Origin of the sequence: Sphingosinicella microcystinivorans (genome assembly GCF_027941835.1) — a bacterium.
GTDB lineage: Bacteria > Pseudomonadota > Alphaproteobacteria > Sphingomonadales > Sphingomonadaceae > Sphingosinicella.
On sequence record NZ_CP116005.1, the window covers coordinates 1,925,000 to 1,949,877 of the forward strand.

Sequence of the window (24,878 nt, forward strand, 5' to 3'; positions counted from 1 at the left end):
ATGGCTTGACCAGAGGAATCCGGGCTTTCGCGGTATTCGCGGCCGCGCTGTCGGCGACGGCCTTGCAGGCGGAGCCCGTCGCCGAGAACTGGCAGGTCCGCGGCCTCGAGGCCCCGGCGGAGATCATCGTCGATCGCTGGGGGCTGGCCCATATCTACGCGGGGAGCGCCCGGGACGCCTATTTCCTCCAGGGCTACAACGTCGCGCGCGACCGGCTGTGGCAGATCGACCTGTGGCGCAAGCGCGGGCTCGGGCTGCTGTCGGAAAGCTTCGGAGAGGCCTATGTGAAGCAGGACCGCGCCGCGCGCCTGTTCCTGTATCGCGGCGACATGGCGGGCGAGTGGCGTCGCTACGCGCCGGGCGCGCGCGGCAACTACGAGGCTTTCGCCGCCGGCATCAACGCCTATGTCGATGAAGCGCTGGCCGGCAGGAAACCGATGCCGGCGGAATTCGCGCTTACGGGCAGCAAGCCCGCGCATTGGCGCGCGGAGGACGTGGTTCGTATCCGCAGCCACGCGCTGGCGCTCAACGCGCGCTCCGAAGTGCAGCGCGCGCGCCTGATCTGCAAGGGCGGGGTCGAGGCCGATCGCTTCAACCAGCGCCTCTATCCCGGCCATACGCCTCGGGTGCCCGAAGGTCTCGATCCGTGCTCCATCGACGCGGACGTCATGGACGAATACGCGCTGGCCACCGGCCCTGTCGGCTTCGAGGGTCTGGCGAGGCGGGTGGAGGCGTCTTCCGCTGCCCCGGCCGACGATGCGATGGAGGGTTCCAACAACTGGGTCATCGCGGGATCGCGCACCACCACCGGCCGGCCGATCCTCGCCAACGATCCGCACCGCGCGCTCACCGTGCCGGGCCTGCGCTACGTGGTGCATATGGAGGCGCCGGGATTGTCGCTGATCGGTGCCGGGGAGCCGGGGGTGCCCGGCATTTCCTTCGGCCACAACGGCAAGGGCGCCTTCGGCCTCACCATCTTCAGCGCGGATCAGGAAGACGTCTACGTGTACGAGACGCAGCCGGGCCGCCCCGACACGTATCGGTATCGCGGCCGCTGGGAGAAGATGCGCGTCGTCCGGGAAACGATCCCGGTCAAGGGCGGGAAGCCGGTCACGGTGGAGCTTCCCTTCACCCGGCACGGCCCCGTCATCCATCGAAGCGCCGAGCGCAATCGCGCCTACGCGGTCCGCTCCGTCTGGTCGGAGCCCGGAACATCGGCCTATGCGGCGGCCTCGTGGCTTGCAGGCGCATCGGGCTGGGACGATTTCAGGACGGCCGCGGATCATTGGGGCACGCCGCCGCTCAACCTGATCTGGGCCGATCCGGGCGGCGCGATCGGCTGGGCGGCCGCGGGCCTGACGCCGGTCAGGCGCAACTGGGACGGGCTGCTGCCTGTTCCCGGCGACGGGCGCTACGAATGGGACGGTATGCTCGCGCCGCGCCGCCTGCCCAGCGTCAGGGACCCCGCCGGGGGCTGGATCGCCACTGCAAACGAGATGAACCTGCCGGCCGGCTATCCCGCGGATGTGCCGATCGGCTTCGAATTCGCCGACCCCAGCCGGTCGCATCGGCTTGTGCAGCTTTTTTCCGGCAAGGACCGCTTCTCCGTGGCGGACGCGGCGGCGATGCAGATGGACACGCGCGATCTCTCGGCGCTGCGGCTCGTCGCCTTGCTCAGCGACATGCAGGGCTGGGATGCCGACAGCGCGCTGGCGCTGCGCCTGCTGAGGGAATGGGACGGCGATGCCCGCGCGGACAGCGCGGCCGCCGCGATCGCGGCGACATGGCTGGCGTCGCATCTGGGGCGCACGCTGGTCGCCCATGTCGTCCGGCCGGAAGCGCAGCCGCTGGTCCAGCGCGCGTCGGCCGATGCCGCGCTCCATGCCCTCGAAACGAACGACCCGCTGCTCGGCCCCGATGCCGCCGCCACGACCCGGAGGGTGCTGAAGGAGAGCCTGACGGCCACTCTGGAGGACCTTCGGCACCGGCTTGGCCCGCACATGGAAAGCTGGACGTGGGGCGCCGTGCACAAGCTCGAACTGAAGCCCGCTGTCGGCTTGCTCCTCCGCCCCGATGAGCTTGAGGCCGTGACCGTCGGACCGCAGCCTGTCGGCGGCTCGGGAACGACCGTTGCACTGGCATCGCCGGGCAAGGACCTCGCCGCCGTCCACGGTCCCTCGGTTCGCATCGTCATGGATGTCGGCGACTGGGACAGGTCGGTGTTCATGAACATGCCCGGCCAGTCGGCGGACCCGTCGAGTCCGCACTACCGCGATTTCCTGCCCGGGTGGCTCGAAGGCCGCTTCGCCCCGCTGACCTATACGCGCCCGGCCGTCGAAAAGGCGGCCGGGCGCGTGATCAGCCTGACCCCCGCGCGTTGAACCCGGGCCGGCGCGCGCCTGCCCTCGCTACCGCTTGCCCGCCTTGCCGGGCGGCATGTCCCCGCGTCGCGGAACGAAGCGGCCTGCGGCCACGCCCGTGGGCTTGCCGCCTTCGACGGCGACCTCGCCGTTGACGATGACGGCGACCATGCCTTCCGCGCGCGCAGCGGGGTTGCCGTAAGTTGATCGGGCGGCGACCTTCGCCGGATCGAAGACGGCGATGTCGGCGGCGAGGCCCGGTTTCAGAAAGCCCCGGTCGGCGAGGCGGAGATGCTCGGCGGGCAGGCCGGACATCTTCCGCACGGCTTCGGCCAGCGGGAAAAGCCCCAGATCGCGGCTGTAGTGGCCGAGCACGCGGGCGAAGCTGCCCGTCGCGCGCGGATGATAGCCCATGATGTCGATTTCGGCTCCCTCGGGCGCGCTGTAGCCGCCGTCGCTCGCGATCATCACCCACGGCTGGACCATGAGTTTCTGCACGTCGGCCTCGTCGATCGTGCCGAGCGTGATGAGCAGCGAGTCGGGCTGGTCCTCGACGAGCCGGGCGACGAGGTCGAACGGCTCCATCCCCCACGCCTTCGCCAGCAGCTCTATGTTCTGGTCCACGAGTTCGGGCGCGCCCGGCGCATCGACGATTCGCATGTTGCCGTAGCCGACGGCCTTGACCCACGAGAACCCGCCCGCCTCGCCGTGCTCGGTCGCTTCGCGGACGGCGGCGCGCTGTTTCGGGTCCTTGAGCGCGGCGCGGACCTCGGCCGCGGGCGGCATGTCCTTGCGGCCCGGCAGGACGAAGATGCCGCTCAGGGGGCCGGTGGCCGCCCCGTCGTAGGGGTACTGGTCGGCGACGACCTCCTGCCCCGCGGCGCGGGCTTCCTCGACCGCCGCGATCACGTCGCCGATGCGGCCCCTGTTGATGAGGCCGGTCGCCTTCAGGTGCCCGAGCTTCGCCGGGATGCCGGCCCGCCGCCCGATCTCGATGGCTTCCTTTTCGGATTTCAGCATCTGCAGGGACGGGTCGCGCGTGTGCAGATCGTAGGTGCCGCCGAACGGCTTCACGGCGTCCGCCAGCGCCACGATCTCGTCCGTATCGCTGAACATGCCGGGGTCGTACATCAGCCCGGTCGACAGGCCGACGCAGCCCATCTCCATGCCCTCGCGCACCAGCGCGGCCATCGCCGCTGTTTCGGCCGCGTTCGCCGGGCGCTGGATGCCGGGCATGACCTGCGCGCGGATGCCGTTGTGGCCGACATAGCAGCCGTAGTTGACGCCCGAGCCGCGCGTCTGGAGCTGTGCCGTGCGCTGCCTGATCTGCTCCGGGGAATAATAGCCGTCCGGGCCGAGCAGGATCGTCGTCACGCCCTGCAGCAGGTCCTGATCGTCGAGCATCGGCCCCGGGCGATCTTCGAGGCCGAAATCGACGTGGTTGTGCGCGTCGATGAAGCCGGGGGCGACGGCAAGGCCGCGCGCCTCGATGATCTTCGCCGCGCTGCCGCGCACGCGCTTGCCCACGGCGGCGATCTTTCCGCCGCTGACGGCGACGTCGCCGACATAGCCGGGCCGTCCCGACCCGTCGTAGATCGTGCCGCCGCGGATCAGCAGGTCGTAGTCGCCGGCAGCGGCGGTCGGGGTTGACGCAACCAGCATTCCCAGAGCCAGAAGTGCGGCCTTCGACATGCTATTTCCTCCCTGTACCCGATTTCCAATGCTTTCCGATATGGAAACATTGCGCCCTTGGCAATCCGTTGCGATAAGCTTCCGCAAGCAGTCGAAACGGTGAGCACGATGATCGAGCAGGGCGGCCTAGGCCAGAAAATCAAGGCATTGCGAATGGCCCGGGGCATTCCGCTCAGCGTGATGAGCGAGCGCACCGGCTATTCCGTGTCGGCGCTCTCGAAGATGGAAAACGATCGCCTCGGCCTCACCTACGACAAGCTGACGCGGCTCACGGGCGCGCTCGGCGTGGATATCGGCAGCCTGTTCACCGACCACGCGCAGACCGCAGTCCATGCCGGCGGCCGCCGCAGCGTCGCGCGCAAGGGGGAGGGGCGCAACATCCGCACGGGCAGCTACGACTATCTGTATGTCTCGCCGGAGCTCAGCCGCAAGCGCATCGTGCCGATCAAGGGGCGCGTGCACGCCGCGACGCTGGAGGAGTTCGGCCCGCTGATCCGCCACGACGGCGAGGAGTGGATATACGTGCTCGACGGCGTGCTCGAGGTGCACAGCGAGTTCTACGAGCCGGAGATCCTGCATCCGGGGGACAGCATCTACATCGACAGCCGCATGGGCCATGCGTACCTCTCGAAGACGCCCGGGGGCACGGAAATCATCGCCGTCTGCACCGAGCAGACCGACAGCCTCGTATACGGCGAGTCGCCCGCCGCCGCCGCCGACGACGACGCTATGCCGCCGCGTGCCGCGCGCAAGCCGCGCTCCGGCAAGTCGAGGGCGCGCTGATCCCGCGCCGCAGGACCTCTTTTTCGGGGAATGATGACAAAGCGCTGCATTCGACGCCTTCCCGCCATGCACGGGCCGCGTTTCCGTATTTCCAAAACAGAAATATTATTGACATGAAATAAACATTTGCTAGTTCTGGGACAGGGATGGCCCGAACGGGTCTGGGATGCGATGCGTCGCCGCAAGGCGGTCCATTCGCAAATGTGGGGGACTGGCAGATGTTTCGACGGCATGAAGGGTATCTTTCGGCGACGGTTTCGGCCCTGGCCTTGCTGATCGGCGCGCCCGCGATCGCGCAAACCGCGGGCGGCGAGGCCGAGGAGCTGACTGGCAGCGAGATCATCGTCACCGCGACCAAGCGCGAGCTGCGTCTCGTCGACGTGCCGCTCAGCATCAGCGCGATCGGCGGGCAGGACCTGGAGCGGCGCAACCTCACGCAGATCGCGGATTTCGTCTCGCAGGTTCCCGGCTTCTCCATTCAGGCGACCGGCAACGGCGCGACGCGCCTCGTGCTGCGCGGGCAGAACGCCGGCGCTCCGGGCGCTTCGGTCGCCACGATGGTGGACGACATCGTCGTGTCCTCGGCCTCGTCGCTTTCCAACGGCGCGCTGCTCACCGCCGATCTTCTCGCCTTCGATCTCGACCGCGTGGAGGTGCTGCGCGGGCCGCAGGGCACGCTGTACGGCGCCACGGCGCAGGGCGGCCTGCTGCACTACATCACCAACAAGCCGAAGCTCGGCGTCTTCGAGGCGCGCGGGCAGGCCGGTTTCGATTCCGTGCGCCGCGGCGAGACCGGCTGGATCGCGCAGGGCGTCGTGAATGCGCCGCTCGGCGACATGGCCGCGCTGCGCGTGACGGGCGCATATCAGGACGTCGCCGGCTACATTGACAACTTGACCCTCGGGAAAACGGACGTCAACGGCGGCGAGCAGTACAGCCTGCGCGGGCAGTTCCTCGTCGAACCCGCGGAGGGCCTGAGCGTGCGCCTGACCGCCGGCCTCCAGCGCAGCGATTTCGACGGCAGCGGTATGCTCGAGCTGGTCGGCGGAATGGACAACCATCCGTCCGTCGGCGCGAAGGTCGCGAACGGCGGCGACCCGGTGCTCCGCACCTATGCGCCCGAAAGTTCGCGGCGCCGCTTCCAGTACTACAACGGCGTGATCGAATACGATTTCGGCGCCGCCAGCCTGTTCTCATCGACCAGCTACAGCAAGTACAAGACCTTTTTCCGCAACGATATTTCGGACCTGCCATTGGTGCCGGGCGTGACCGCCGCGATGATCTTCGCGGGCGCATACGGAGAGCCCATTGCAATGTGGGGGCGCCAGGAGAACAGCTTCAAGAAGTTCAACGAGGAGATCCGGCTCGCCTCGAACGAGGATGTCGATCTCGGCTTCATGCGTTTCGACTGGCAGGTCGGCGGTTTCTATACCTACGAGGACATCACCTTCACCCAGTACTATGACGCTGCCAGGCAGAACGACATATCGGTGCTGCTGGAAGACCCGCTGCCCCTCGGCGGCAGCAATCTGCCAGCACGTTACAAGGAATATGCCGGTTTCGGCGAAGCCACGCTGAAGTTCGGCGACAGCTTTGAACTGTCGGTCGGCGGGCGTTATTCGCGCAACCGGCAACGTTCGCAGGTCACGAACGATCCCGGCCTGATCGGCAGCGGCGGACCGGAGCCCATCGTGAACCCGGAAATCCGGTCGAGCGAGGGCAAGTTCAACTACTCGATCGCGCCCCGTATCCTGCTGAACCCCAACATCTCGATCTACGCACGGCTGGCGACAGGCTACCGCCCGGGCGGCCCGGTGCTGACCGTACCCGGCGCTCCCGACGATTTCCCGACCTTCTACCGGTCGGACAACACGACGAACTACGAGCTCGGCATCAAGGGGTCGACAGCCGACAGGGTGTTCAGCTTCGATATCGCGGTCTACCGGATCAACTGGACCGATATCCAGCTCACCACGGATTTCGTATCCGAGACCAACGGCCAGACCTTCTCGGTGCAGGGGAACGGCGGCGACGCGCGCAGCGAGGGTCTGGAATACACGCTGAGCGTGAACCCGGTGAAGCCGCTGACCATCGCGGTTACGGGCGGCATCACCCATGCCCGGCTGACTGACGACGCACCCGCCTTCGGCGGCGCGGCCGGCGAGCGGCTGCCTTATGTGCCGGAATTCCAGAACGCGGTTTCGATCGACTATGTCCATGAGATCGGGGATGATACAAGCCTGTCGGCCGGTCTCACGTGGGCCTATGTCGGCGCCCGGTACAGCGACTTCTCGACCTCGCCCGCGACCGCGAACCACGTCCGGATCCCGGACTACAACACGCTCGACCTGCGGCTTGCCGCGCGGTTCGGGCAGATCTCGGTCGAGGCTTTCGCCAAGAACCTGAACGACTCGCAGGGACTCACCAACTATTCGAGCGGCGGCGGCATGGGTTTCCTCGGCAAGGGTGTCATCATCCAGCCTCGGACGCTCGGGATGCGGCTCGGCTTCAGATACTGAAGCCGGTTCCTCTGCGCCTTCGGACAAAGGTCTTCCGGGTGACTGATATCGCAAAGCCCTATCTGCTGTTCCTGGCGGACGCTGAAAACCCGGCGCTCGCCAAGACGGCGCTCGGCGTGCGGGACTGGGCGCGCGAGGATTGCGTCGGTCAGTTGCGGCTGACGCCGTCCACGATCGACATCGGGCTCCCCGACCTGACGCCTTCGGAGGCGGCGGCGCGGGGCGCGCGGTCGCTGCTGATCGGGGTCGCGCCGGTCGGCGGACAATTGCCCGAGGCATGGCAAACCATCCTGCTGGCGGCGCTCGAGGCGGGGCTCGACATCGTGAGCGGCCTGCACGTCCGGCTGGAGGCGTTTCCGGCGCTCGCCGAGGCCGCGGCGCGGCTGGGGCGCACACTCCACAACGTGCGTCACAGCGACACGGTCTTCCCGGTGGCGACCGGGCGCAAGCGCACGGGACGCCGCCTGCTGATGGTCGGCACGGACTGCGCGCTCGGCAAGAAGTACACGGCGCTCGCGCTGACGAAGGCGATGCGCGAGCGCGGCATTGATGCGACGTTCCGCGCGACGGGGCAGACGGGCATCATGATCGCCGGCGGCGGCATCGCCATTGATGCCGTCGTTGCGGATTTCATCGCCGGCGCGGCCGAAACCCTGTCTCCCGACGCTGCGCCCGATCACTGGGACGTGATCGAAGGGCAGGGCGCGCTTTTCCACCCGGCCTACGCCGGCGTGACGCTCGGGCTGCTGCATGGAAGCCAGCCGGATGCCCTCGTGCTCTGCCACGATCCGGCCCGCAGCGTGACGAGCTTCTTCCCGGACTATCCGCTGCCCACGCTCGAAGCCGCGATCGCCGCCTACCTGCCGCACGCGCAGCGCACGAATCCGGCGGCACGCTTCGTCGGCGTCAGCTTGAACACGTCGGCACTCGATGAGGATACGGCGCGGCGCGCGCTCGAAGACGCGCACGCGCGCACCGGGTTGCCTGTCTTCGATCCGCTGCGCTTCGGTATCGAGGCTGTCGTGGACGAGATGCTTTCAGGACCGTTTCAGGCCGCCGTTGCGGCGGCGTGACCGGGATTCAAGTGCAACGTGGGAGGTCTGACATGATCGTATCGGTGCGGAATATGGCGGCAGGCGCGGTGTTCAGCGTGCTGCTTTGCGGAACCGCGTTTGCGGCGGACAACGGCGAACTCGCGGCCGCCATCGACAAGGTCGCCCAGGACGCGATTGCCGCCGGCGAAAGCCCCGGTCTTCAGGTCGCGGTCTACAAGGATGGCGCCCCCGTGTTGGTGAAGGGATATGGGTCCGCCGATCTCGAGCTGAATGCCCCGGTGAACAACGACAGCGTCTTCCGCATCGGTTCCGTCACCAAGCAGTTCACGGCAGTCGCGCTTCTGAAGCTCGAGGAGGAAGGCAAGCTCTCGCTCGACGACAAGCTCTCCAAATACTATCCGGATTTCCCGCGTGCCGCCGATGTCACGCTGAAGCAGATGCTGCATCACACCTCCGGCATCCACAGCTACACCGACGACCCGAGCTTTCCCGAGGAAGCCCCGCTGAAGCGCACAACGGACGAATGGGTCGCGCATTTCGCGAAGATGCCCAAGACGCAGGACTTCGAGCCGGGCACGGGCTGGTATTACAGCAACACGGCTTATTTCATCCTCGGCGGCGTGATCGAGAAGGTGGAGGGAAAATCGCTCGCCACCGTCCTTCAGGACCGCTTCTTCGGTCCGCTCGGCATGAAGCACACCGCGCTCGACGACGAAGGCGCGATCGTGCCGGGCCGTGCCGCGGGCTATGACGCGGCCGGCCCCAACCAGTTCAGGAACGCCGCGTTCATCTCGATGACCATACCGGGCGCGGCGGGCGCCATGCGGTCGTCGGCGAGCGACCTCGCGCGCTGGAATGTCGCATTGTTCGGCGGCAAGCTTCTGAAACCCGCATCGTTCAAGGCGATGATCGCGCCGGGCAAGCTGAGCAACGGGCAGAACAGCGGCACGGTGATGCCCAAGATGGAAGGCTTCGGCCCGTTCGAATATGGCTATGCGCTGTTCATCGCGGACGTGGACGGGCACCAGCGCATCGGCCACGGCGGCGGCATCTTCGGATTCAGTTCCTCGCTGAACGAATTCCCGAAGGACCGTCTCACCGTCTCCGTCATCGCCAACGGTATCGGAAAGGGTGTCGGCGCCGGCAAGGTCGCCGATCGCATCGAACGCGTGGCTCTCGGGCTTCAACCCAAGGAGTGATCGCGCCGGCGGAGGTCCGCGGCGTCCGGCAATGCTCAACTCGCCGCGCGCCGCCGTTCGATGGATTGAGTTTTGTGCAGGAGCGACCTGGCTTGCTTGATGTGGGCCAGGTCGATCATTTTGCCGTCCAGTTGCACCGCACCCGCACCGCCTGCAAGCGCCTCTCCCATGGCGTCCTCGATACGACGTGCCCAGGCTATCTCGGCGTTGCTGGGCGAAAACACATGGTTTGCGTGCTCGATCTGGTCGGGGTGGATCGCCCATTTGCCCTCGAAGCCGAGCGCGCGCGCCCTGCGGGCACAGGCCCGATAACCTTCGGCGTCGCTGAAATTGGTGAACGGGCCGTCGATGGGCCGCAGTCCGTTCGCGCGGCAAGCATTGCCGATCCGCGCGAGTGGGTAGTGCCACTGGTCATTCCAGTGATAGGGCCGCTCGTCTCCTGCCGCACTGCCAAGCACGCCGTATGCCGGGTCAGGCGTCCCGTAGTCGGTTTGCGGCACCTGCATGGCCACCGAGTAGTCCCCGACGCCGAAGCACAGGCTCTCCAGCCGCGGCGAGGCGGCGGCAATAGCATCGACGTTGGAGAGTCCGGTTGGCGTTTCGATGAGCGCCTCGATGGCGACACGCTTTTCGCGCCCGAGGCTCGCCTCGATACCCTCCAGCAGCCGTTCGACGAAACGGATGTCGCCTGCGTCGGCGACCTTGGGAACCAACACTGCGTCGAGCCTCGGGCAACTCTCCACCACGTCGATGATGTCGCGGTAGCCCCATGCCGAGCCGATCTCGTTGACGCGGACGGCAAGGCCCTTGTCCCGCCAGTCGATGCTGTTGATCGCCTCGATGGCGAGGCCGCGCGCTTCGGTTTTCCGGTGCGGCGTCACGGCGTCCTCGAGGTCGAGGAAGATCGTGTCGGCGTCGCCCTCGGCGGCGCGGCGGAAGAAGCGCGGTGAAGTCGCGGGAACGGCGAGGACCGACCTCTGGAGACGGGTAGCCATTTCTATCTCCGTCAGCGGATCGTGAAGGGGTTGGAGAAACTGTCGGCGGTGGACAACCAGACGCTTTTCAGCTGCAGATACTGCCGGATCGCCTCGATGCCGTTTTCCTTGCCGGTTCCGCTCGCCTTGAAGCCGCCGAAGGGCGTCATGTAGCTGACCGCGCGGTAGGTGTTCACCCACACCGTGCCCGCCCGCAATCGCTTCGGCAGTTCGATGCAGCGCTTCAGGTTCTGGCTCCAGATGCCGGCGGCAAGCCCGTAGCGCGTGTCGTTGGCGATGTGCACGGCCTCGTCCTCGTCCCGAAAACGGATGACGGAGAGGACCGGGCCGAAAACCTCCTCGCGCGCGATCCGCATGGCGTTGGTGACGTTGGCGTAGATCGTCGGTTCGATGAACCAGCCCTTGCCGATCGCGGGATCGGGATCGGGCGTGCCGCCAAGTACGCGCTCGGCGCCTTCGGCTTCGGCGATCTCCAGATAGCCGCGAATCTTGTCGTACTGTGCCTTCGTCGCCACCGGGCCGATATTGGTCGCTGGGTCCATCGGATCGCCCGAGCGCGCCGTCCGCGCGATCGCCACCACCCGCTCAAGGAACGCGTCGTGGATCGAATCCTCGACAAGCAGCCGCGATCCCGCGACGCAGGTTTGACCGCTGGCGGCGAGGATGCCGGCGATCGCCCCGTTCGCGGCGTTGTCGAGATCGGCGTCCGCGAACACGATGTTGGGCGACTTGCCGCCCAGTTCGAGCGTGACGCTCTTGAAATCCTGCCCGGCGACCGCGTTGATGCGCCGGCCCGTCGTCGCGCTGCCCGTGAAGGTGATCTTGGCGACGTCGGGATGTCCCGTCAGCGCATCGCCGATCTCGGGGCCGAAGCCGCTGATGACATTGACAACACCAGGCGGGAAGCCGGCCAGCGCGAACAGCTCGGCAAACCGCAGCGTTGAGCACGACGCATGTTCGGACGGTTTCAGAACGACGGTATTGCCCGCGGCCAGGGCGGGCGCCAGCTTGTAGGCCGCGAGCAGCAGCGGCGAGTTCCACGCAGTGATCGCCGCCACTACGCCGTAAGGCTCGTGGTGCGAGAAATTGAATATGTCCGGCTTGTCGACCGGATGCACCATGCCCTCGATCTTGTCGGCGAGCCCGCCGAAATAGTAATACCACTGCGGGATGTAGCGGAGTTGCGTCAGCATCTCCGAATAGAGTTTGCCGTTGTCGCGGGTTTCGAGCGTGGCCAGCTCCTCCGCGTGGCTGGCGACGAGATCTCCAAGGTTCCGCAGCAGGCGCCCACGTTCGGTCGGCGTCAGGCGCGGCCACGGTCCGGTGGTGAAGGCCTCGCGTGCGGCGGCGACGGCGGTGTCGACATCCTCGGGTCCGGCGCGCGGTACCCGCGCCCACGGCTGCTGGTCATACGGATTGACGCTCTCGAATGTCTCCCCGCTTTTCGCGGCGACGGCCTCTCCGCCGATCAGCATCCGGTATTCCATGGTCAACTCACCTTTCCCGTCCGGCGCGCCCACACCAGCGTATCGTCGAGCGCGCGGCCGAAGCGCACAAACATCTCGTCGATCTCGTCTTCGGTGATGATGAGCGGCGGGCAGAACAAGGCAGCGTTGCCCGTGAAACGGTGGATGAGGCCGTGCTCGATGCAGCGTTCGCCGCAATAGGCGCCGATCCCGGCGCTGGGTTCAAACGGGCGCCGCTGCGCCTTGTCGGCGACGAGTTCCACCGCGCCGATCAGTCCCATGCCGCGTGTGTCGCCGACGAGCGGATGATCGAGGAAAGCGCGCAACCGATCCTGGAAATGCGGCGTCACCCGCCGCACCTGCGCCAGCATGTCGCGCTCCTCGAACAGCTCGAGCGCGCGCAGCGCGACAGCGGCGCTCACCGGGTGGCCGCCATAGGTGATGCCGTGCCCGAACACGCCCTTGTCGCGGCTCTGGTCGACGAGCACCTCGTACATCCATTCGGGGATGAGCACAGCAGCAATCGGCAGGTAGGCGGAGGACAGCTGCTTGGCGACGGTCATCGTGTCCGGCATCATGCCGACGCTTTCGCTGCCGAACATGGAGCCCGTCCGCCCGAAGCCGCATACCACCTCGTCGGCGATGCAGAGGATGTCGTGCTTCCTCAGGATCGCCTGGATCTTCTCGAAATAGGTGCGGGGCGGCGGAATGACGCCGCCGCCGGCCATCACCGGCTCGGCGATGAAGGCCGCGATGGTGTCGGGGCCCTCCCGTTCGATCAATGCTTCCAGTTCCGCTGCCAGCCGGTCTGCGAACGCCTCCTCGCTCTCGCCAGGTTCGGCGTCGCGGTAATAGTGTGGGCAGGAGACGTGGCGGATCATGTCGAGCGGCATATCAAAGCCGTTCCGGAAGGCGGGCAGGCCGGTGAGGCACGCGGTGGCTATGGTGACGCCATGGTAGCCGCCCCAGCGCGCGATGATCTTCTTCTTGCGCGGACGGCCGATGGCATTGTTGTAGTACCAGATCATCTTCATCTGGGTGTCGTTGGCTTCGGAGCCGGAGTTGGTGAAGAACACCTTGGAGGCATCGAACGGCGCCATCGCCTTCAGGCGCTCGGCAAGGTCGATGGTCGGTAGCACCGCCTTGTTGCCGAACCCGTGATAGAAGGGCAGCTTCCTCATCTGCGCGACGGCCGCCTCGACGAGTTCCCCTTCGCTGAACCCGAAGCTCGTGCACCACAGCCCGGCCATTCCCTCTATGTAGGACTTGCCGTTAACGTCGTAGACGTTGATGCCTTCGCCGCGTTCGATGACGAGCGCTCCCTTCTCCCTGTGCTCGGCAAGGTTCGTGGTGGGGTGCAGGACATGCGCAATATCGCGCGCGATGATGGAGTCGGAAAAGTTGCTCATCGGGTTTCCACTGCAGCTTTGGAGGCAAAAACCCCTTGTTTTTCTAACAGGCAACATAAATTTAAATATAACAGTATACTAACATACGATTAAACCTTGCGCAATGAGCGTTGTGTGGCGCATCCGCATGTTCACACCCATGTCAGGTCAGCGACGGAAGGTTCTTGTCACCGATGGATTCGAGGTCGATGGAGATGCTGTATCGATAGCGGTCGGCCCGCATGAACAGGTGCGTGACGGCAACGATCTTCTCCAGCGCATCGATATAGAGATGCTCCATGAAGAAAATCGGGTCGCCGAACTGGATGTGCAGAATCTTCGCGATATCCATATCGGCGATGGTGGCTTCGAGATGCTGTTCGATGCGGATGATCTTGCGGGGAAATCTCTTCTGCAGCATTTCGATGAGGCTGCCGGTGCCCTTGAAATCTTTCTTCTTCATCAGGCTTTTTGATTCCCGGGTGCCGTAGCTGACGTGATACGAGATCGGTTCCCCGTGGCGCGAGCGGAGCCGGCGCATTCTCCAGAGGTTCTCGTTCTCCGGCACGCTCAGCAGGTTGCGGACATGGATGGGCCCCCGATCGTCGTCGATGTCGAGCACCGCCTGGTCGACGTTCTGCGCCTTGCCGGACGCCCAGTTCAGCCAGTCGTTGAAGCGGCCCGACTGTTTGATGTTGATGACGTCGTCGTCGGCGGCGCGCACGACGATGGTGCCGACGCCCCTCTGCGTCTTCAGCCATCCCTCGTCTTTCAGCAGGGTGAGCGCCTTGCGCATTGTGATGTTGCTGACATCGAAGGCCTTTTCGAGCTTTATCGAAGCCGGGAGGCACTCACCGACCGGGTACTGCCCGTCGATGATCCGGGCTTTGATCGTATCTGCGACCTGGCGATAGAAAGGAACCGTTCGCACGTTTTCGTCCTGCTTGGCTAAATTCCTGGTATCCTAGCTGCTTCCGGTTTCGTATCAAGGTATACACCGCACGCTCGTGATCCGGCTGACCTGCGTAGCTGTCTTCGTGCGGTCCTAGATCACGCCTTCGCGCCGCATTTCGGCGATCTCGGTGCCCGAAAGTCCCAGAAGGTCGTGGAAGACCGTGCTGTTGGCATCGCCGAGCGCTGGGCCCAGGTGCCGTACGCTTCCGGGGGTCAGCGAAAGCCGAGGAATGACGTTGGGGACGACACAGCTTTGCTGGTCGGCGTCCATCATCTCGACGAGATTTTTGCGGGCGGCGAACTGTTCGCTTGCGAATATGTCCGCGATCGTCTGGATCTCGGCGCATGGCACGCCGGCGCGATCGCACGCGGCCACGGCCTCGCGGGCGCTAAGGCCCGACAGCCAAGCTTCGACGACGCCGTTGATGTACGCGGCATCGTCCAGGCGTTGCCGGGTTGCGGCATAGCGGTCTACAGCCGCCAGCCCGGGTTTGCCGATCATGCGCGCGAACCGCGCAAACATCTTGTCGCTGGAGCAGGCGAGGGCGATCCATATGCCGTCGCCGCAGATGAAGTGTCCATGCGGGCAGGCGTTGATCGTGCCGACGCCGAGCCGCCCACGAACGGCGCCGGTTCGCGCGTAGGTCGGGGCGATGTCGTCGAGCATGCGGAAGATGGACTCGTAGAGCGCCAGATCGATGTACTGGCCGCCGACCTTGTCGCGCGCCTGCAGCGCGATCAGCACGCCGATCGCGCCGTAGAGGCCCGATATATAGTCGGCCAGCGAGGTCGAGCCAGGGGTCAGCGGCGGCCCGTCCGGTATCCCGGTCAGATGCGTCAGGCCACCGAAGGCGTGGGCGATACGGGCGAACCCGGGCTTGTCGCGCAACGGTCCATCCTGACCGTAGCCCGACACGCGCAACATGATGAGTCGGGGGTTCTCCTGCAGCAGCGCCTCGAAGCCCACACCCCAGCCCTCAAGTGTGCCGGGACGAAAATTCTCGCACACCACGTCGGCCGAGCGCACGAGCTGCCGCAGCAGCGCGGCCCCCTTTTTGTGCGCAAGGTTGAGTGTGATCGAATGTTTGTTCCGCGCCTCGCTCAGCCAGCAAAGCGTTGCTCCGGGCGCAGACGGAGTGCCGAACTGCCGCAGCGGATCGCCCGCACCGGGCTTCTCGATCTTGATGACCTCGGCGCCGAACTCGCCAAGGATTGTTGCGGCATAAGGGGCGGCGATGAAGGTGCCGAGATCGAGGACCCGAATTCCTGCGAGCGGCAGAGGTTCGGTTTTCGATTCGTTGTCCATGTTCGGTTTCTCGCCAACTGCCGGACGCGGAGCGCCTTCACGACCTCCTTAGCGACTCTTAATAGTATATGTCTATACTAACATACTATAATGACCCAAGCCTCTCTGGTCGTGCTGCTGCGTCGAGCAGCGCCGAGAAGATGGTAGCATTGTCCGCCGTCAGCACCAATGGCACAGATTTGAGGTTGTGAAGTAAGGAGGATTTGGGCTTCGTCGTAGTGACGAAGGAACGAAGATGAAGCCCAAATCCTCCTTGAAAAAATCGGCCAAGCCCCTGCGGAACGGGTGGTGAAGGATATCCGGCGCGCGACACGCCGGCACTTCTCAGCAGAGGACAAGATCCGGATCGTACTGGAAGGGCTGCGCGGCGAGGACAGCATCGCCGAGCTGTGCCGCAAGGAAGGCATAGCGCAGAGCCTGTACTATACCTGGTCGAAGGAGTTCATGGAAGCGGGCAAGCGGCGCTTGGCGGGCGACACCGCCCGTGCCGCGACCACCGGCGAGGTGCATGACCTGCGCCGCGAAGCCCGTGCGCTGAAGGAATGCGTCGCCGATCTGACGCTGGAGAACCGTCTGCTCAAAAAAAGCATGATCGCGGATGGGGAAGGCGGCGAATGAGGTATCCCGCATCCGAGAAGCTGGAGATCCTCAGGATCGTCGAGCAATCGCACCTGCCGGCTAAACGCACGCTGGACCAGCTCGGTATCCCGCGCAGAACCTTCTACCGCTGGTACGACCGTTACCTCGAGGGCGGCCCGGAGGCACTGGAGGATCGGCCATCGGCTCCAAGCCGAGTGTGGAACCGCATCGGCGATGATATCCAGCAGCAAATCATCGACATGGCGTTGGATACAACCGATCTGTCACCCCGCGAGCTCGCGGTGCGCTTCACCGACGAGAAGCGCTACTTCGTGTCGGAAGCCACGGTCTACCGTCTGTTGAAGGCCCATGACCTGATCACCAGCCCGGCCTTCATCGTGATCAAGGCGGCCGATGCGTTCCACACGAAGACGACACGGCCGAACGAGATGTGGCAGACCGACTTCACCTACTTCAAGATCATCGGGTGGGGCTGGGTGTATCTGTCGACCGTGCTCGACGACTTCTCCCGTTACGTCATCGCTTGGAAGCTGTGCACCACCATGCGTGCCGAGGACGTCACCGACACGCTGGAGCTGGCGCTCGAAGCCTCGGGTTGTTCTTCGGCCAGGGTCGTGCAAAAACCGAAGCTGCTCAGCGATAATGGTCCCAGTTATATCGCTGAAGAGCTGGCCGAATGGATCGGCGCCAACGGCATGAGCCATGTCCGCGGTGCCCCGATGCATCCTCAGACCCAGGGCAAGATCGAACGCTGGCACCAGACCCTCAAGAACCGCATCCTGTTGGAAAATTACTTCCTGCCCGGCGATCTGGAGGCCCAGATCGAGGCCTTCATCGACCACTATAATCACCGCCGATACCATGAAAGCCTCGGCAACGTGACGCCAGCCGACGCCTACTTCGGCAGGGCACCTGCCATCATCAAACAGCGCGAAAGGATCAAACGACAGACCATCGAACATCGGCGCTTGCTGCACCGCAAGCTCGCCGCCTAATATCAGCCCCCAGACGAGGCCCGCGCTCCGCTAATTTACGCCGCGAGTTGCGCCAAATGTTCTGACGACGGACAAGACCGCGAGGTCGTCCTCGGTGAACCAGTGCGGCATCGCGGCGGGAGTCGCGAAACGGTCGCGCAGGCGGGCGCCGCGCGGCAGGCACAGCGCCCCGGCGCGGATCAGTTCAACGGGGTCGGCGCCTTCGAGGGAGAAGCCGGCCTCGATCATGGCGTCGCCGGAAACGCTCCAGGTGAGGTCGCGGACCCAGCCGGACACATCGGCCTCGATCTCGTCTATGATGTCCGAAAGGCCGCTGAAATACACCTGATAGAAGTCGAGATCGGGGCCCGAGATGCGGCGGTGGATTTCGTGCGGCGGCAGCTCGCCGAACGGGTTTCCCGGCAGCGCGATCTGGCCCCGGCCGGAAAACGGCACGCTCATGCCGAGCACGCCCGTGAAGATTTCCGGATGCTGCCACGCTGCCGTCCAGACGACCGGCGCGCCCCAGTCGTGGCCGATGAGAATCGCGGTCTTCTCACCGAGCGCGCGGACCAGCCCGACGAGATCCGCGACCAGATGGCGCAGGCGATAGCAGTCCGTCTGCCAGAACTTGGAGGATTGCCCGTAGCCGCGCTGGTCGATCGCGACGACGCGGTAGCCCTGCTCGGCGATCACCGGGATCTGGTAGCGCCACGAATACCAGAGCTCCGGAAACCCGTGGACGAGGATGACGAGCGGACCCTCGCCCATTTCCACGGTGTGGAGGCGGACGCCCCCGGCATCGACAAAGCCGTGTTTCCACGTACCCATTCTTTTCCTCTCCCCTGCAATCGGACGGGCGGCCGCGTCAGGCGACGGGCGCCTTGCCGAAGTTCCTTTCGATAAGGCTTTTCCGGAACGTGAGTTTCGTGAAGAGCCACTTCCCGATCGCCCGCGCCACGACCGTCGGCCGCATCAGCACGCCCGGCGGCGAGACGAAATGGGTGACGGAGAGATAGAGACGGTAGACGTCCGGCGCGTCGTGCATCAGCTCCATGACGCGGTCGATGTACCAGTTCTGCAGCTTCGCGAACGGCGGGCGCTTCTTCTCCACGTCCTTGATCCACGGGAAGCGCAGGTTCTGCTCGCGGATCACCGCCCAGACGAGGTCTTCAAGGCCCGAGACGTCCTGATAATAGGCCCTGACCGCTTCGGGGGCGCGCAGATCGGATGTTCGCAGGGCCTCGCGGAGCCTGCCGATCTCGAGCAGCGCCTTGGTCATGCCGGCGCCGGAAATCGGATCGGCACTCGACAGCGAGTCGCCGACGGCGATCAGCCCGCCGGGCACGCGGCCGAGCCGCTCGTAATGGTAGCGCTGCATCGTCGGATAGCGGAAGTTGTAGACCGGCGAGCACGGCTCGTAGTGATCGAGCTCCTCGCCCATGACCGGCGTCGGCATACGGTCCGCGAAGGCCCGGAACTCCTGCGCGTTGCGGGGCGGGTCATAGCAGTCGTAGCCGACGAGCGTGGTCGCCATGACGGTCCTGCTGCTGTCGGTGTAGTATTGGCAGCCGTAGTATTTCTGGTGCGGGCGGTAGCAGTAGCTGAGAACCATCACCTTGTCGTTCCAGACGCGGTCGGCGGGAACGCGGTGGTACATCGTGGAATAGAAGCAGCTGATATGGTCCTCTTCCAGTTCCGGAACGGGGAAGCCGTGCCTTGAAAGTATGTCCGGAACCGGCGTGTTCTTGCCTGCCGCGTCGACGACGAGCTCGGCCGCGACGACCTCGCCGGATTCCGTCACCGCGCCGAGCACGGAACCGGAATCGGGATCGAACACCAGATCGCGGACCGCCTGCTCGTAGCGGTAGTCGATGGCGGGCTCGTCATCGAGCCGCCGCCGCAGGCACCATTCGAGAAGCGGCCGGCCGGCGCAGACGATGTCGATGCCGCTTCTGACGACCTTCTTCCAGGAGCCTGCAAGCAGGATGCGGTATTGCTCGCCCATGTCGACGCGGAACGCGCCCGCCGCGACCATGTCGTCGATGATGCCAGGGAACACCGCTTCGGCCTCCCGCTGGCCGGCGATCAGCAGGTGGTGCAGATGCCAGCCCTGCGCCGCGCCGGGGCGCCCCTCGGTTCGCCGGTGGGTCTGGTCCTTTTCGAGGACGATCACCTTCTCATAGTGCTCCGAAAGCGCCTTCGCGGTGACGATGCCGGCAATCGAGCCGCCGATGACGAGGGCCGTTCCCCGGCCCGCCGTTCGCAGCTCTTCCGGGCGGGGGATGGCAAGCGGCGTTTTCGCGTCCTCGGCGTCTTGTCTGCGGGCGCTGGGCAGGAACTTCTCGAAATAGAGATTCGCCGCGGCGAGCTTGCGGGTCTCGATCCAGTCGCGAGCGGCTTCCACCATCGGCGCCGGGCCGCACAGGTAGACGTCGGCGTTGCCGCCGTTGAAGTCGTCCGCGTCGAACAGGTCCGTCACGAGCCCGGTCGCCCCGGTCCAGCCGGACGAGGGTGTCGAGACGATCGTCTTCCACCGGAAATTGCTGTTTGCCGTCGCCAGCCGCTCGAGCCGGTCGGTCAACACGAGATCGGGCGCTTCATTGACGCCGTAGTACAGCGTGACCGGCACGGAGACCTGCCCGGCGACGAGCTGCCCGGCCATCGCCAGCACGGCGGAGAGGCCGGTGCCGCCCGCCACCAGAACGATCGGCCGCTTCACGTCGCGCAGCCAGAAACCGCCCTTGGGGCCGCGCATCTCCACAAGATCGCCGGGACGCGCGCGCTCCAGATAGGCGGACATCACGCCGCCGGGTTGCAGGCGGATCAGGAATTCGGCTTCGCCGCCCGCGAAATCCACATCGGTGAAGGAATAGCTGCGCCATTCCGAAGTCCCGGGGACCTTGAGCTGGGCGAATTGCCCCGGCTGTGCCGCGAACGGGCCGTCGAACGCGGAGATGTCGAGGGTGAGCAGGACGACGTTGTCGGAGAGCCTGCGGACCGCGGTCACGGCGCATGTGCCGGAGAGGACGCGCGCGGCGTTATCGGCCAGAGGATAGTCGAATGCGATGACGCAATCGGACGCGGCGCGGGTCTGGCACGCGAGGATACGGCCTATGTCCTTCTCAGGTTGGCTCAGCCCGATCGAATAGCCCTGCTCATATTGACCCGACAGGCACTTGCCCACACAGGTGCCGCACACGCCGGCCTCGCAGGCGTGCACGATCGGAACGCCTGCCTCCTCCGCTGCATCGAGAATCGTCTGCGCAGGCCCAACCGCCAGCGTGCGGCTCGCGCCGTCTGAATAGCGAACTTCAACCTTGTACGTCATTACCGGGCTCCGGAGGGACCATGCCCATGCAATTGGAGCCAACCGGTGCCGGTTTCCATCACGCGAAATGGTGGCGAGGACAGCTATTTGGAGCGATCGTCCCCGGATGCGCCGGAATCTTGCTGCGCGAGTATCCAGACCGCGATCTTGCGGGCCTGCTCATCGGACATGCGCGGGTAGGCAACCATCGGGACCTGCCCCCACGTCCCGGCGCCGCCGCGCTGGATCTTGAGCCTGAGGCGTTCGACCGCAACGGCGTCCGCGCCTTCATAGACAGCGGCGACATCGCGGAAGGCGGGACCGATGCGGGTCTCCTCGATGTCATGGCAGCCGTTGCAGCCGAAATCGTTGAACACGATCCTCGCCTCTTCCCGCGTCCAGAGCGCGCCCTCCGCGGCCGGGTTTCCGGCGGCGGCCGCACCGGCGAAGAGGATGGCCGGGAACAGGAAATGCATCGGTGCTTCCTTTTCGATCAGTCGCCGACGTCGATGAGAAGACCCATCGAGGGGCCGGACCCGGCCGGATAGTTGCCGTAGGTGGCGACGAGCTGCCCGGTGTGCGGATGCACGGCGATCTGGCGCAGGAACGCCATCTTGCGCGGCAGCGGATAGACGGTCACGTCGCCGCTGTCGGGATCGAGCCGGTAGATGGAGTCGCTGTTGGCCGTTGCGACCCAGACCGTCTTGCGGCGTTCGTCCCATGTGACGGCATAGGGCGCGCTGGCGCGGTCGGGCAGATCGTAGGTGCGAAGCACGCGGCCCGCGCGCATGTCGATGCTCGCCACCTGACCGGTGCCGAACAGGGCGACCCACAGGCGCCCCGCGTTGTCCCGCATCATCCGGCGCGGACCGGTGCCTTCCGTGAACTCGACCAGCTTCGTGACCGTGTTCGTCTGCGTGTCGAAGCAGCCGACATGGCCGTTGACCTGCGAATACCATGCGTAGCGGCCATCCTCCGACAGGACGGTCGAATAGATCAGGTGGTTGATCGGGCTGAGGCCATTGATGGTGTTGGTATCATAAAACGAGACCTCGCCGGAATCCGGGTGCAGCGACCCCATCTGGTTCGTGCCGACAAGCGTGACCCAGATGCGCCCGGCCTGATCGCGCGCCAGATGCCCGCGCGAATCGATCGACATGTCGTGCACGATCGCCGCGCCCGCGAGCGACGGGTCCGTCGGCAGGTTCCCGGGCCGCAGGGTCCACAGCTTCCAGCTTTCGGTCTTCGGATCGAAGCGGCCGAACTGGTCGTTGTCCACCATCGAAATCCAGAGATGGCCGGTATCGTCCGGCACGATCGTGTGCGGTCCGGTCGATCCCTTGAAGTCGACGGGATACCATTTGGTCACGCCGGTCCTGGGATCCAGCCTCGCCAGCAGGTTGCGCCTGACGTCGGCGCCCCACAGGAACGGATCGGCGGGCGACGGCACGAGCTCGCGCACGAGCGCGTCGTCCGGAAACGGATATTCCCTGATGGTTGTTCTGGCCGTCACGCCGAGCGGCGCGCCGAGAGAATAGTCGTCGACCGAAAGCTGGTCCATCGCGCCGTGGAAATTCCCGGCAAGATACTGCGCTATGGTTTCGCCCTGATTCTCAGTGAAGAAATTCAGATTGGCGTCGATCGCGGTGGGCCAGTCGATGGCGTTGAGGTTCATAGCGCTTTCGATGGGGAGAACCGAGTAGTGCTGGGTCCGCATGTACTTGACGATGGTGCGCCATGCCTCGTGGCGGACGACCTTTCGCCACTCTTCGAGCGCGCGGCGGTCTCCGTCCGGGCCGCCGCGGACGGCGTCGATCTTCGCCGCGTAGTCGCGCATCTTCGGGCTGCCGGTCTGGTGGCAGCTCGAGCAACTGGCGATGGTGACGTTCCGGCCAGTGCCGGCCGGAGCGCGCGCAAACCACGCGGAAGCCGGGGCCTGAGAGGCAATATTGGCCGTGGGTTCGAGGAACAGCGTGGTTTCCCCGCCCGCTTGCGCGCCCGATGCGCCCTTCACCTGCCGGAAACCGAGCTTGTCGGCGGCCAATCCGGCGCCGGGAGCGGGCGCGGCCTTCGCATCCTCGAAGGTGAAGCGCCCTTCGTCGTCCGTGAACACGGTTATGGCGGCGGGTCCCGCCGTGCCGGAAGGCATGGAGAGCGTCACCATCGCCTGCAGCACCGGCTGCCCGTCGTGCAGGCCGATCACGCGCCCGACGAACTTTGCCGAGGCCGGCGCGCTGAGGCCGATGAACGCTGCGCCGAGCAGCAGCCACGCTACAGAGTCTTTTCCCATAGTCTTTCATCCACGACGTGAAGTGTTGACGGATAGGACGTGCCCGACGCCCGGGCTATCGCCTGTTCGGGGATGGCGATGCCTCCTTTTCGGGGATGGGCGCGGCAGCCTGCACGAACATGGCAGAGTGGTTTCATGTCCCGCTCACGCGCAGGACGGGAGGAACGCGAAATCGGCGAGGTCCGGCCCGCGCAGCATCCGTTCCCGGAATTCCTGCGGCGTCCGCGTCCAGATCGTGACCGTGCCGTTCGCATCGAGATACCAGCTCTTGCAGCCCGAGAGCCAGATCGTGTCCCGCGCGTGGCTCTGCATTTCGGCGACGAACCGCTGCTGGGCCTCGGCGCGCGGCACGACGGCATCGGCGCCGCTGTCTTCCAGCGCGTTGATCAGGCGCATGATGTAAGCAGTCTGCAATTCGGTGCAGCTCATCGTCGAGAGATTCCCGACCGTCGAATAGGGTCCGCCCAGCACGAACAGGTTGGGGAAGCCGCTGACGGCGACGGATTCGAAGCTTGCGGCGCCGTCTTTCCAGCTTTCCTCGAGGGACGGCCCGCCCGCCACCGAGATGTTCAGCGGCCGGCAGAACGCGTGGGTCTTGAAGCCGGTCGCCAGCACGAGCACGTCGAGTTCGTGCAGGGCGCCGTCCGCCGTTACGATGCCTTCGGGCACGACCTTGCCGACGGGTTCCGTCACCAGATGAACCGACGGATCCTGCAGGTCGCGGTAGTAGGTGCTCGAAAAGACGAGACGCTTGCACATGATGGGATAATCCGGCGTCAGCTTGCGGCGCAATTCCTCGTCCCTGATCGTTTCGAGGTTGGCGACGCAGGCGGACCGGAAGACTTCCTGCGCGTCCTGATTTCCGACGACGGCCGTGCCGAATTCGCCATTGTACCACGCGGCGAAAAACTCGAACAATCGGCCCATGAGTTCCGGGTAGCGCGACAGAACCTGCTTGCGCCGTTCGGAATAATGCTCGTTCGGATAGGGAAACACCCATTGCGGGGTGCGCTGGAACACCGACACGCTTTCGGCCTTGCCGGCAAGCGCGGAGACGATCTGCACGGCGCTGGAGCCGGTGCCGACGACGCCGATCTTCAATTCCTTCGGATCGAGACTGGGGTCCCATTGCGTGCTGTGCACGGCCTGTCCGTGAAACGTGTCGAGGCCCGGTATGTCCGGCCGGTGCGGGACGTGCAGGAAGCCGACCGCGGAGATGAGGATGTCCGCGTCCAGCGCGCGGCCTCCGGTCAGGCGGATATGCCAGTGATCCTGCTCGTAGGTGCAGGACGTGACCTCGGAATCGAAGCGGATCAACGGCGTGATGCCGTAGGTGTCCGCGACGCCTTGCAGATAGGCGCGAATCTCGTCTCCCGGCGCGAACATCTGCGACCATCCCGGATTGAGATGGAAGCTGAAGCAGTAATAATAGGACGAGACGTCGCAGGCGACGCCGGGATACCGGTTGTGATGCCAGGTGCCGCCCGGCTCGCCCGCCTTTTCGAGGATGGTGATGTCGGTGAACCCGGCCTGCCGCAAACGCACGGCCATGCAGATGCCGCCGACGCCCGCGCCGACGATCACGATCGCGGGCTGCTTGCGCCGGGGATCGTGGGCCTTGAATGCGGCCGGAATCATGGGAGGGAGGGGATCGCCGGTTTCCTCGGGAGGCAATTCGAGCAGCTGGCGCTCGATCCCGGCCTGGAGATCGGCGAGTTCCTGCGCCCGTTCTTCCGGGCCTCCGGACCGCAGCCGTTCCATCTCCGTGGAAATCCAGAGGTCAGCCAGACGTCTCGCTTCTGCAACCATGCGCGATCCCCTTCGTCGAGGGTGCGGCCGTCACATGCGTGAAGGCCGGCCTCGCTTTTTTTTGATTATTGAATCATAAATCATTATCTGTGCCTCGGGGAAGAGGATGTCAAGGCCATTTCTCGACGCGTGCGCGGCCGGTTCCGGCAGGGTCGCATAACGGGGCCGGCACCTTGCG

The 24,878-nt window shown here is 65.5% G+C and carries 16 protein-coding genes and 1 pseudogene; 6 read left to right on the forward strand and 11 right to left on the reverse strand.

Annotated features, from left to right (window positions below; all coding sequences use genetic code 11):
* Positions 1 to 5: 5 nt before the first annotated feature.
* Positions 6 to 2,381, forward strand: a complete 2,376-nt coding sequence (locus tag PE061_RS09495) for a penicillin acylase family protein (RefSeq protein ID WP_271258839.1) — start codon at positions 6 to 8, stop codon at positions 2,379 to 2,381.
* Between the two features lie 27 nt (positions 2,382 to 2,408).
* Here the strand turns inward: PE061_RS09495 and PE061_RS09500 are convergent, their stop codons facing one another.
* Positions 2,409 to 4,052, reverse strand: coding sequence for an N-acyl-D-amino-acid deacylase family protein (locus PE061_RS09500; protein WP_271258840.1), 1,644 nt, complete (start codon positions 4,050 to 4,052; stop codon positions 2,409 to 2,411).
* A 108-nt stretch (positions 4,053 to 4,160) separates the two neighbouring features.
* Here PE061_RS09500 and PE061_RS09505 point away from each other — a divergent pair, with 108 nt between their 5' ends.
* From PE061_RS09505 to PE061_RS09520, 4 genes are all read left to right on the forward strand, one after another.
* Entirely contained in the window at positions 4,161 to 4,835 is a 675-nt protein-coding gene (locus PE061_RS09505) for a helix-turn-helix domain-containing protein (RefSeq protein ID WP_271259169.1), read from the forward strand.
* Positions 4,836 to 5,053: 218 nt separating this feature from the next.
* The gene (locus PE061_RS09510) at positions 5,054 to 7,354 is read left to right on the forward strand and encodes a TonB-dependent receptor (RefSeq protein ID WP_271258841.1); all 2,301 of its coding nucleotides are present in this window, start codon (positions 5,054 to 5,056) and stop codon (positions 7,352 to 7,354) included.
* A gap of 38 nt (positions 7,355 to 7,392) precedes the next feature.
* A complete protein-coding gene (locus PE061_RS09515; RefSeq protein ID WP_271258842.1) occupies positions 7,393 to 8,427 on the forward strand; it encodes a DUF1611 domain-containing protein in 1,035 nt (344 codons plus the stop codon).
* A 32-nt stretch (positions 8,428 to 8,459) separates the two neighbouring features.
* On the forward strand, positions 8,460 to 9,608 hold the full coding sequence (locus tag PE061_RS09520) for a serine hydrolase domain-containing protein (RefSeq protein ID WP_271258843.1): 1,149 nt from the start codon (positions 8,460 to 8,462) through the stop codon (positions 9,606 to 9,608).
* A gap of 35 nt (positions 9,609 to 9,643) precedes the next feature.
* On the opposite strand, the gene PE061_RS09525 is transcribed toward PE061_RS09520, so the two are convergent.
* From PE061_RS09525 to PE061_RS09545, 5 genes are all read right to left on the reverse strand, one after another.
* Positions 9,644 to 10,603 (reverse strand): HpcH/HpaI aldolase/citrate lyase family protein, encoded by a 960-nt coding sequence (locus PE061_RS09525; RefSeq protein ID WP_271258844.1) that lies wholly within the window; start codon positions 10,601 to 10,603, stop codon positions 9,644 to 9,646.
* An 11-nt stretch (positions 10,604 to 10,614) separates the two neighbouring features.
* Positions 10,615 to 12,090 carry an aldehyde dehydrogenase gene (locus PE061_RS09530; protein ID WP_271259170.1) on the reverse strand — a complete coding sequence of 492 codons (1,476 nt, stop codon included), beginning with the start codon at positions 12,088 to 12,090 and terminating at the stop codon, positions 10,615 to 10,617.
* 2 nt (positions 12,091 to 12,092) lie between these two features.
* On the reverse strand, positions 12,093 to 13,478 hold the full coding sequence (locus tag PE061_RS09535; protein WP_271258845.1) for an aspartate aminotransferase family protein: 1,386 nt from the start codon (positions 13,476 to 13,478) through the stop codon (positions 12,093 to 12,095).
* Positions 13,479 to 13,620: 142 nt separating this feature from the next.
* On the reverse strand, positions 13,621 to 14,388 hold the full coding sequence (locus PE061_RS09540; RefSeq protein WP_271258846.1) for a GntR family transcriptional regulator: 768 nt from the start codon (positions 14,386 to 14,388) through the stop codon (positions 13,621 to 13,623).
* Positions 14,389 to 14,502: 114 nt separating this feature from the next.
* A complete protein-coding gene (locus tag PE061_RS09545; protein WP_271258847.1) occupies positions 14,503 to 15,717 on the reverse strand; it encodes a CaiB/BaiF CoA transferase family protein in 1,215 nt (404 codons plus the stop codon).
* A gap of 235 nt (positions 15,718 to 15,952) precedes the next feature.
* Here PE061_RS09545 and PE061_RS09550 point away from each other — a divergent pair.
* A pseudogene (locus PE061_RS09550) lies at positions 15,953 to 17,312 on the forward strand (IS3 family transposase).
* A gap of 30 nt (positions 17,313 to 17,342) precedes the next feature.
* Here PE061_RS09550 and PE061_RS09555 read toward each other — a convergent pair.
* The 5 genes from PE061_RS09555 to PE061_RS09575 all read right to left on the reverse strand — a co-directional run bounded on the left by PE061_RS09555 (position 17,343) and on the right by PE061_RS09575 (position 24,700).
* Entirely contained in the window at positions 17,343 to 18,122 is a 780-nt protein-coding gene (locus PE061_RS09555) for an alpha/beta fold hydrolase (protein WP_271258848.1), read from the reverse strand.
* A 37-nt stretch (positions 18,123 to 18,159) separates the two neighbouring features.
* Positions 18,160 to 20,622 carry an FAD-binding oxidoreductase gene (locus PE061_RS09560; RefSeq protein ID WP_271258849.1) on the reverse strand — a complete coding sequence of 821 codons (2,463 nt, stop codon included), beginning with the start codon at positions 20,620 to 20,622 and terminating at the stop codon, positions 18,160 to 18,162.
* An 83-nt stretch (positions 20,623 to 20,705) separates the two neighbouring features.
* Complete coding sequence (locus tag PE061_RS09565; RefSeq protein WP_271258850.1) at positions 20,706 to 21,077, reverse strand: c-type cytochrome; 372 nt, start codon at positions 21,075 to 21,077, stop codon at positions 20,706 to 20,708.
* A gap of 17 nt (positions 21,078 to 21,094) precedes the next feature.
* Positions 21,095 to 22,891: an SMP-30/gluconolactonase/LRE family protein gene (locus PE061_RS09570; RefSeq protein WP_271258851.1), complete on the reverse strand. Its 1,797-nt coding sequence runs from the start codon at positions 22,889 to 22,891 to the stop codon at positions 21,095 to 21,097.
* Between the two features lie 144 nt (positions 22,892 to 23,035).
* The gene (locus PE061_RS09575) at positions 23,036 to 24,700 is read right to left on the reverse strand and encodes a flavin-containing monooxygenase (RefSeq protein WP_271258852.1); all 1,665 of its coding nucleotides are present in this window, start codon (positions 24,698 to 24,700) and stop codon (positions 23,036 to 23,038) included.
* Positions 24,701 to 24,878: the final 178 nt, after the last annotated feature.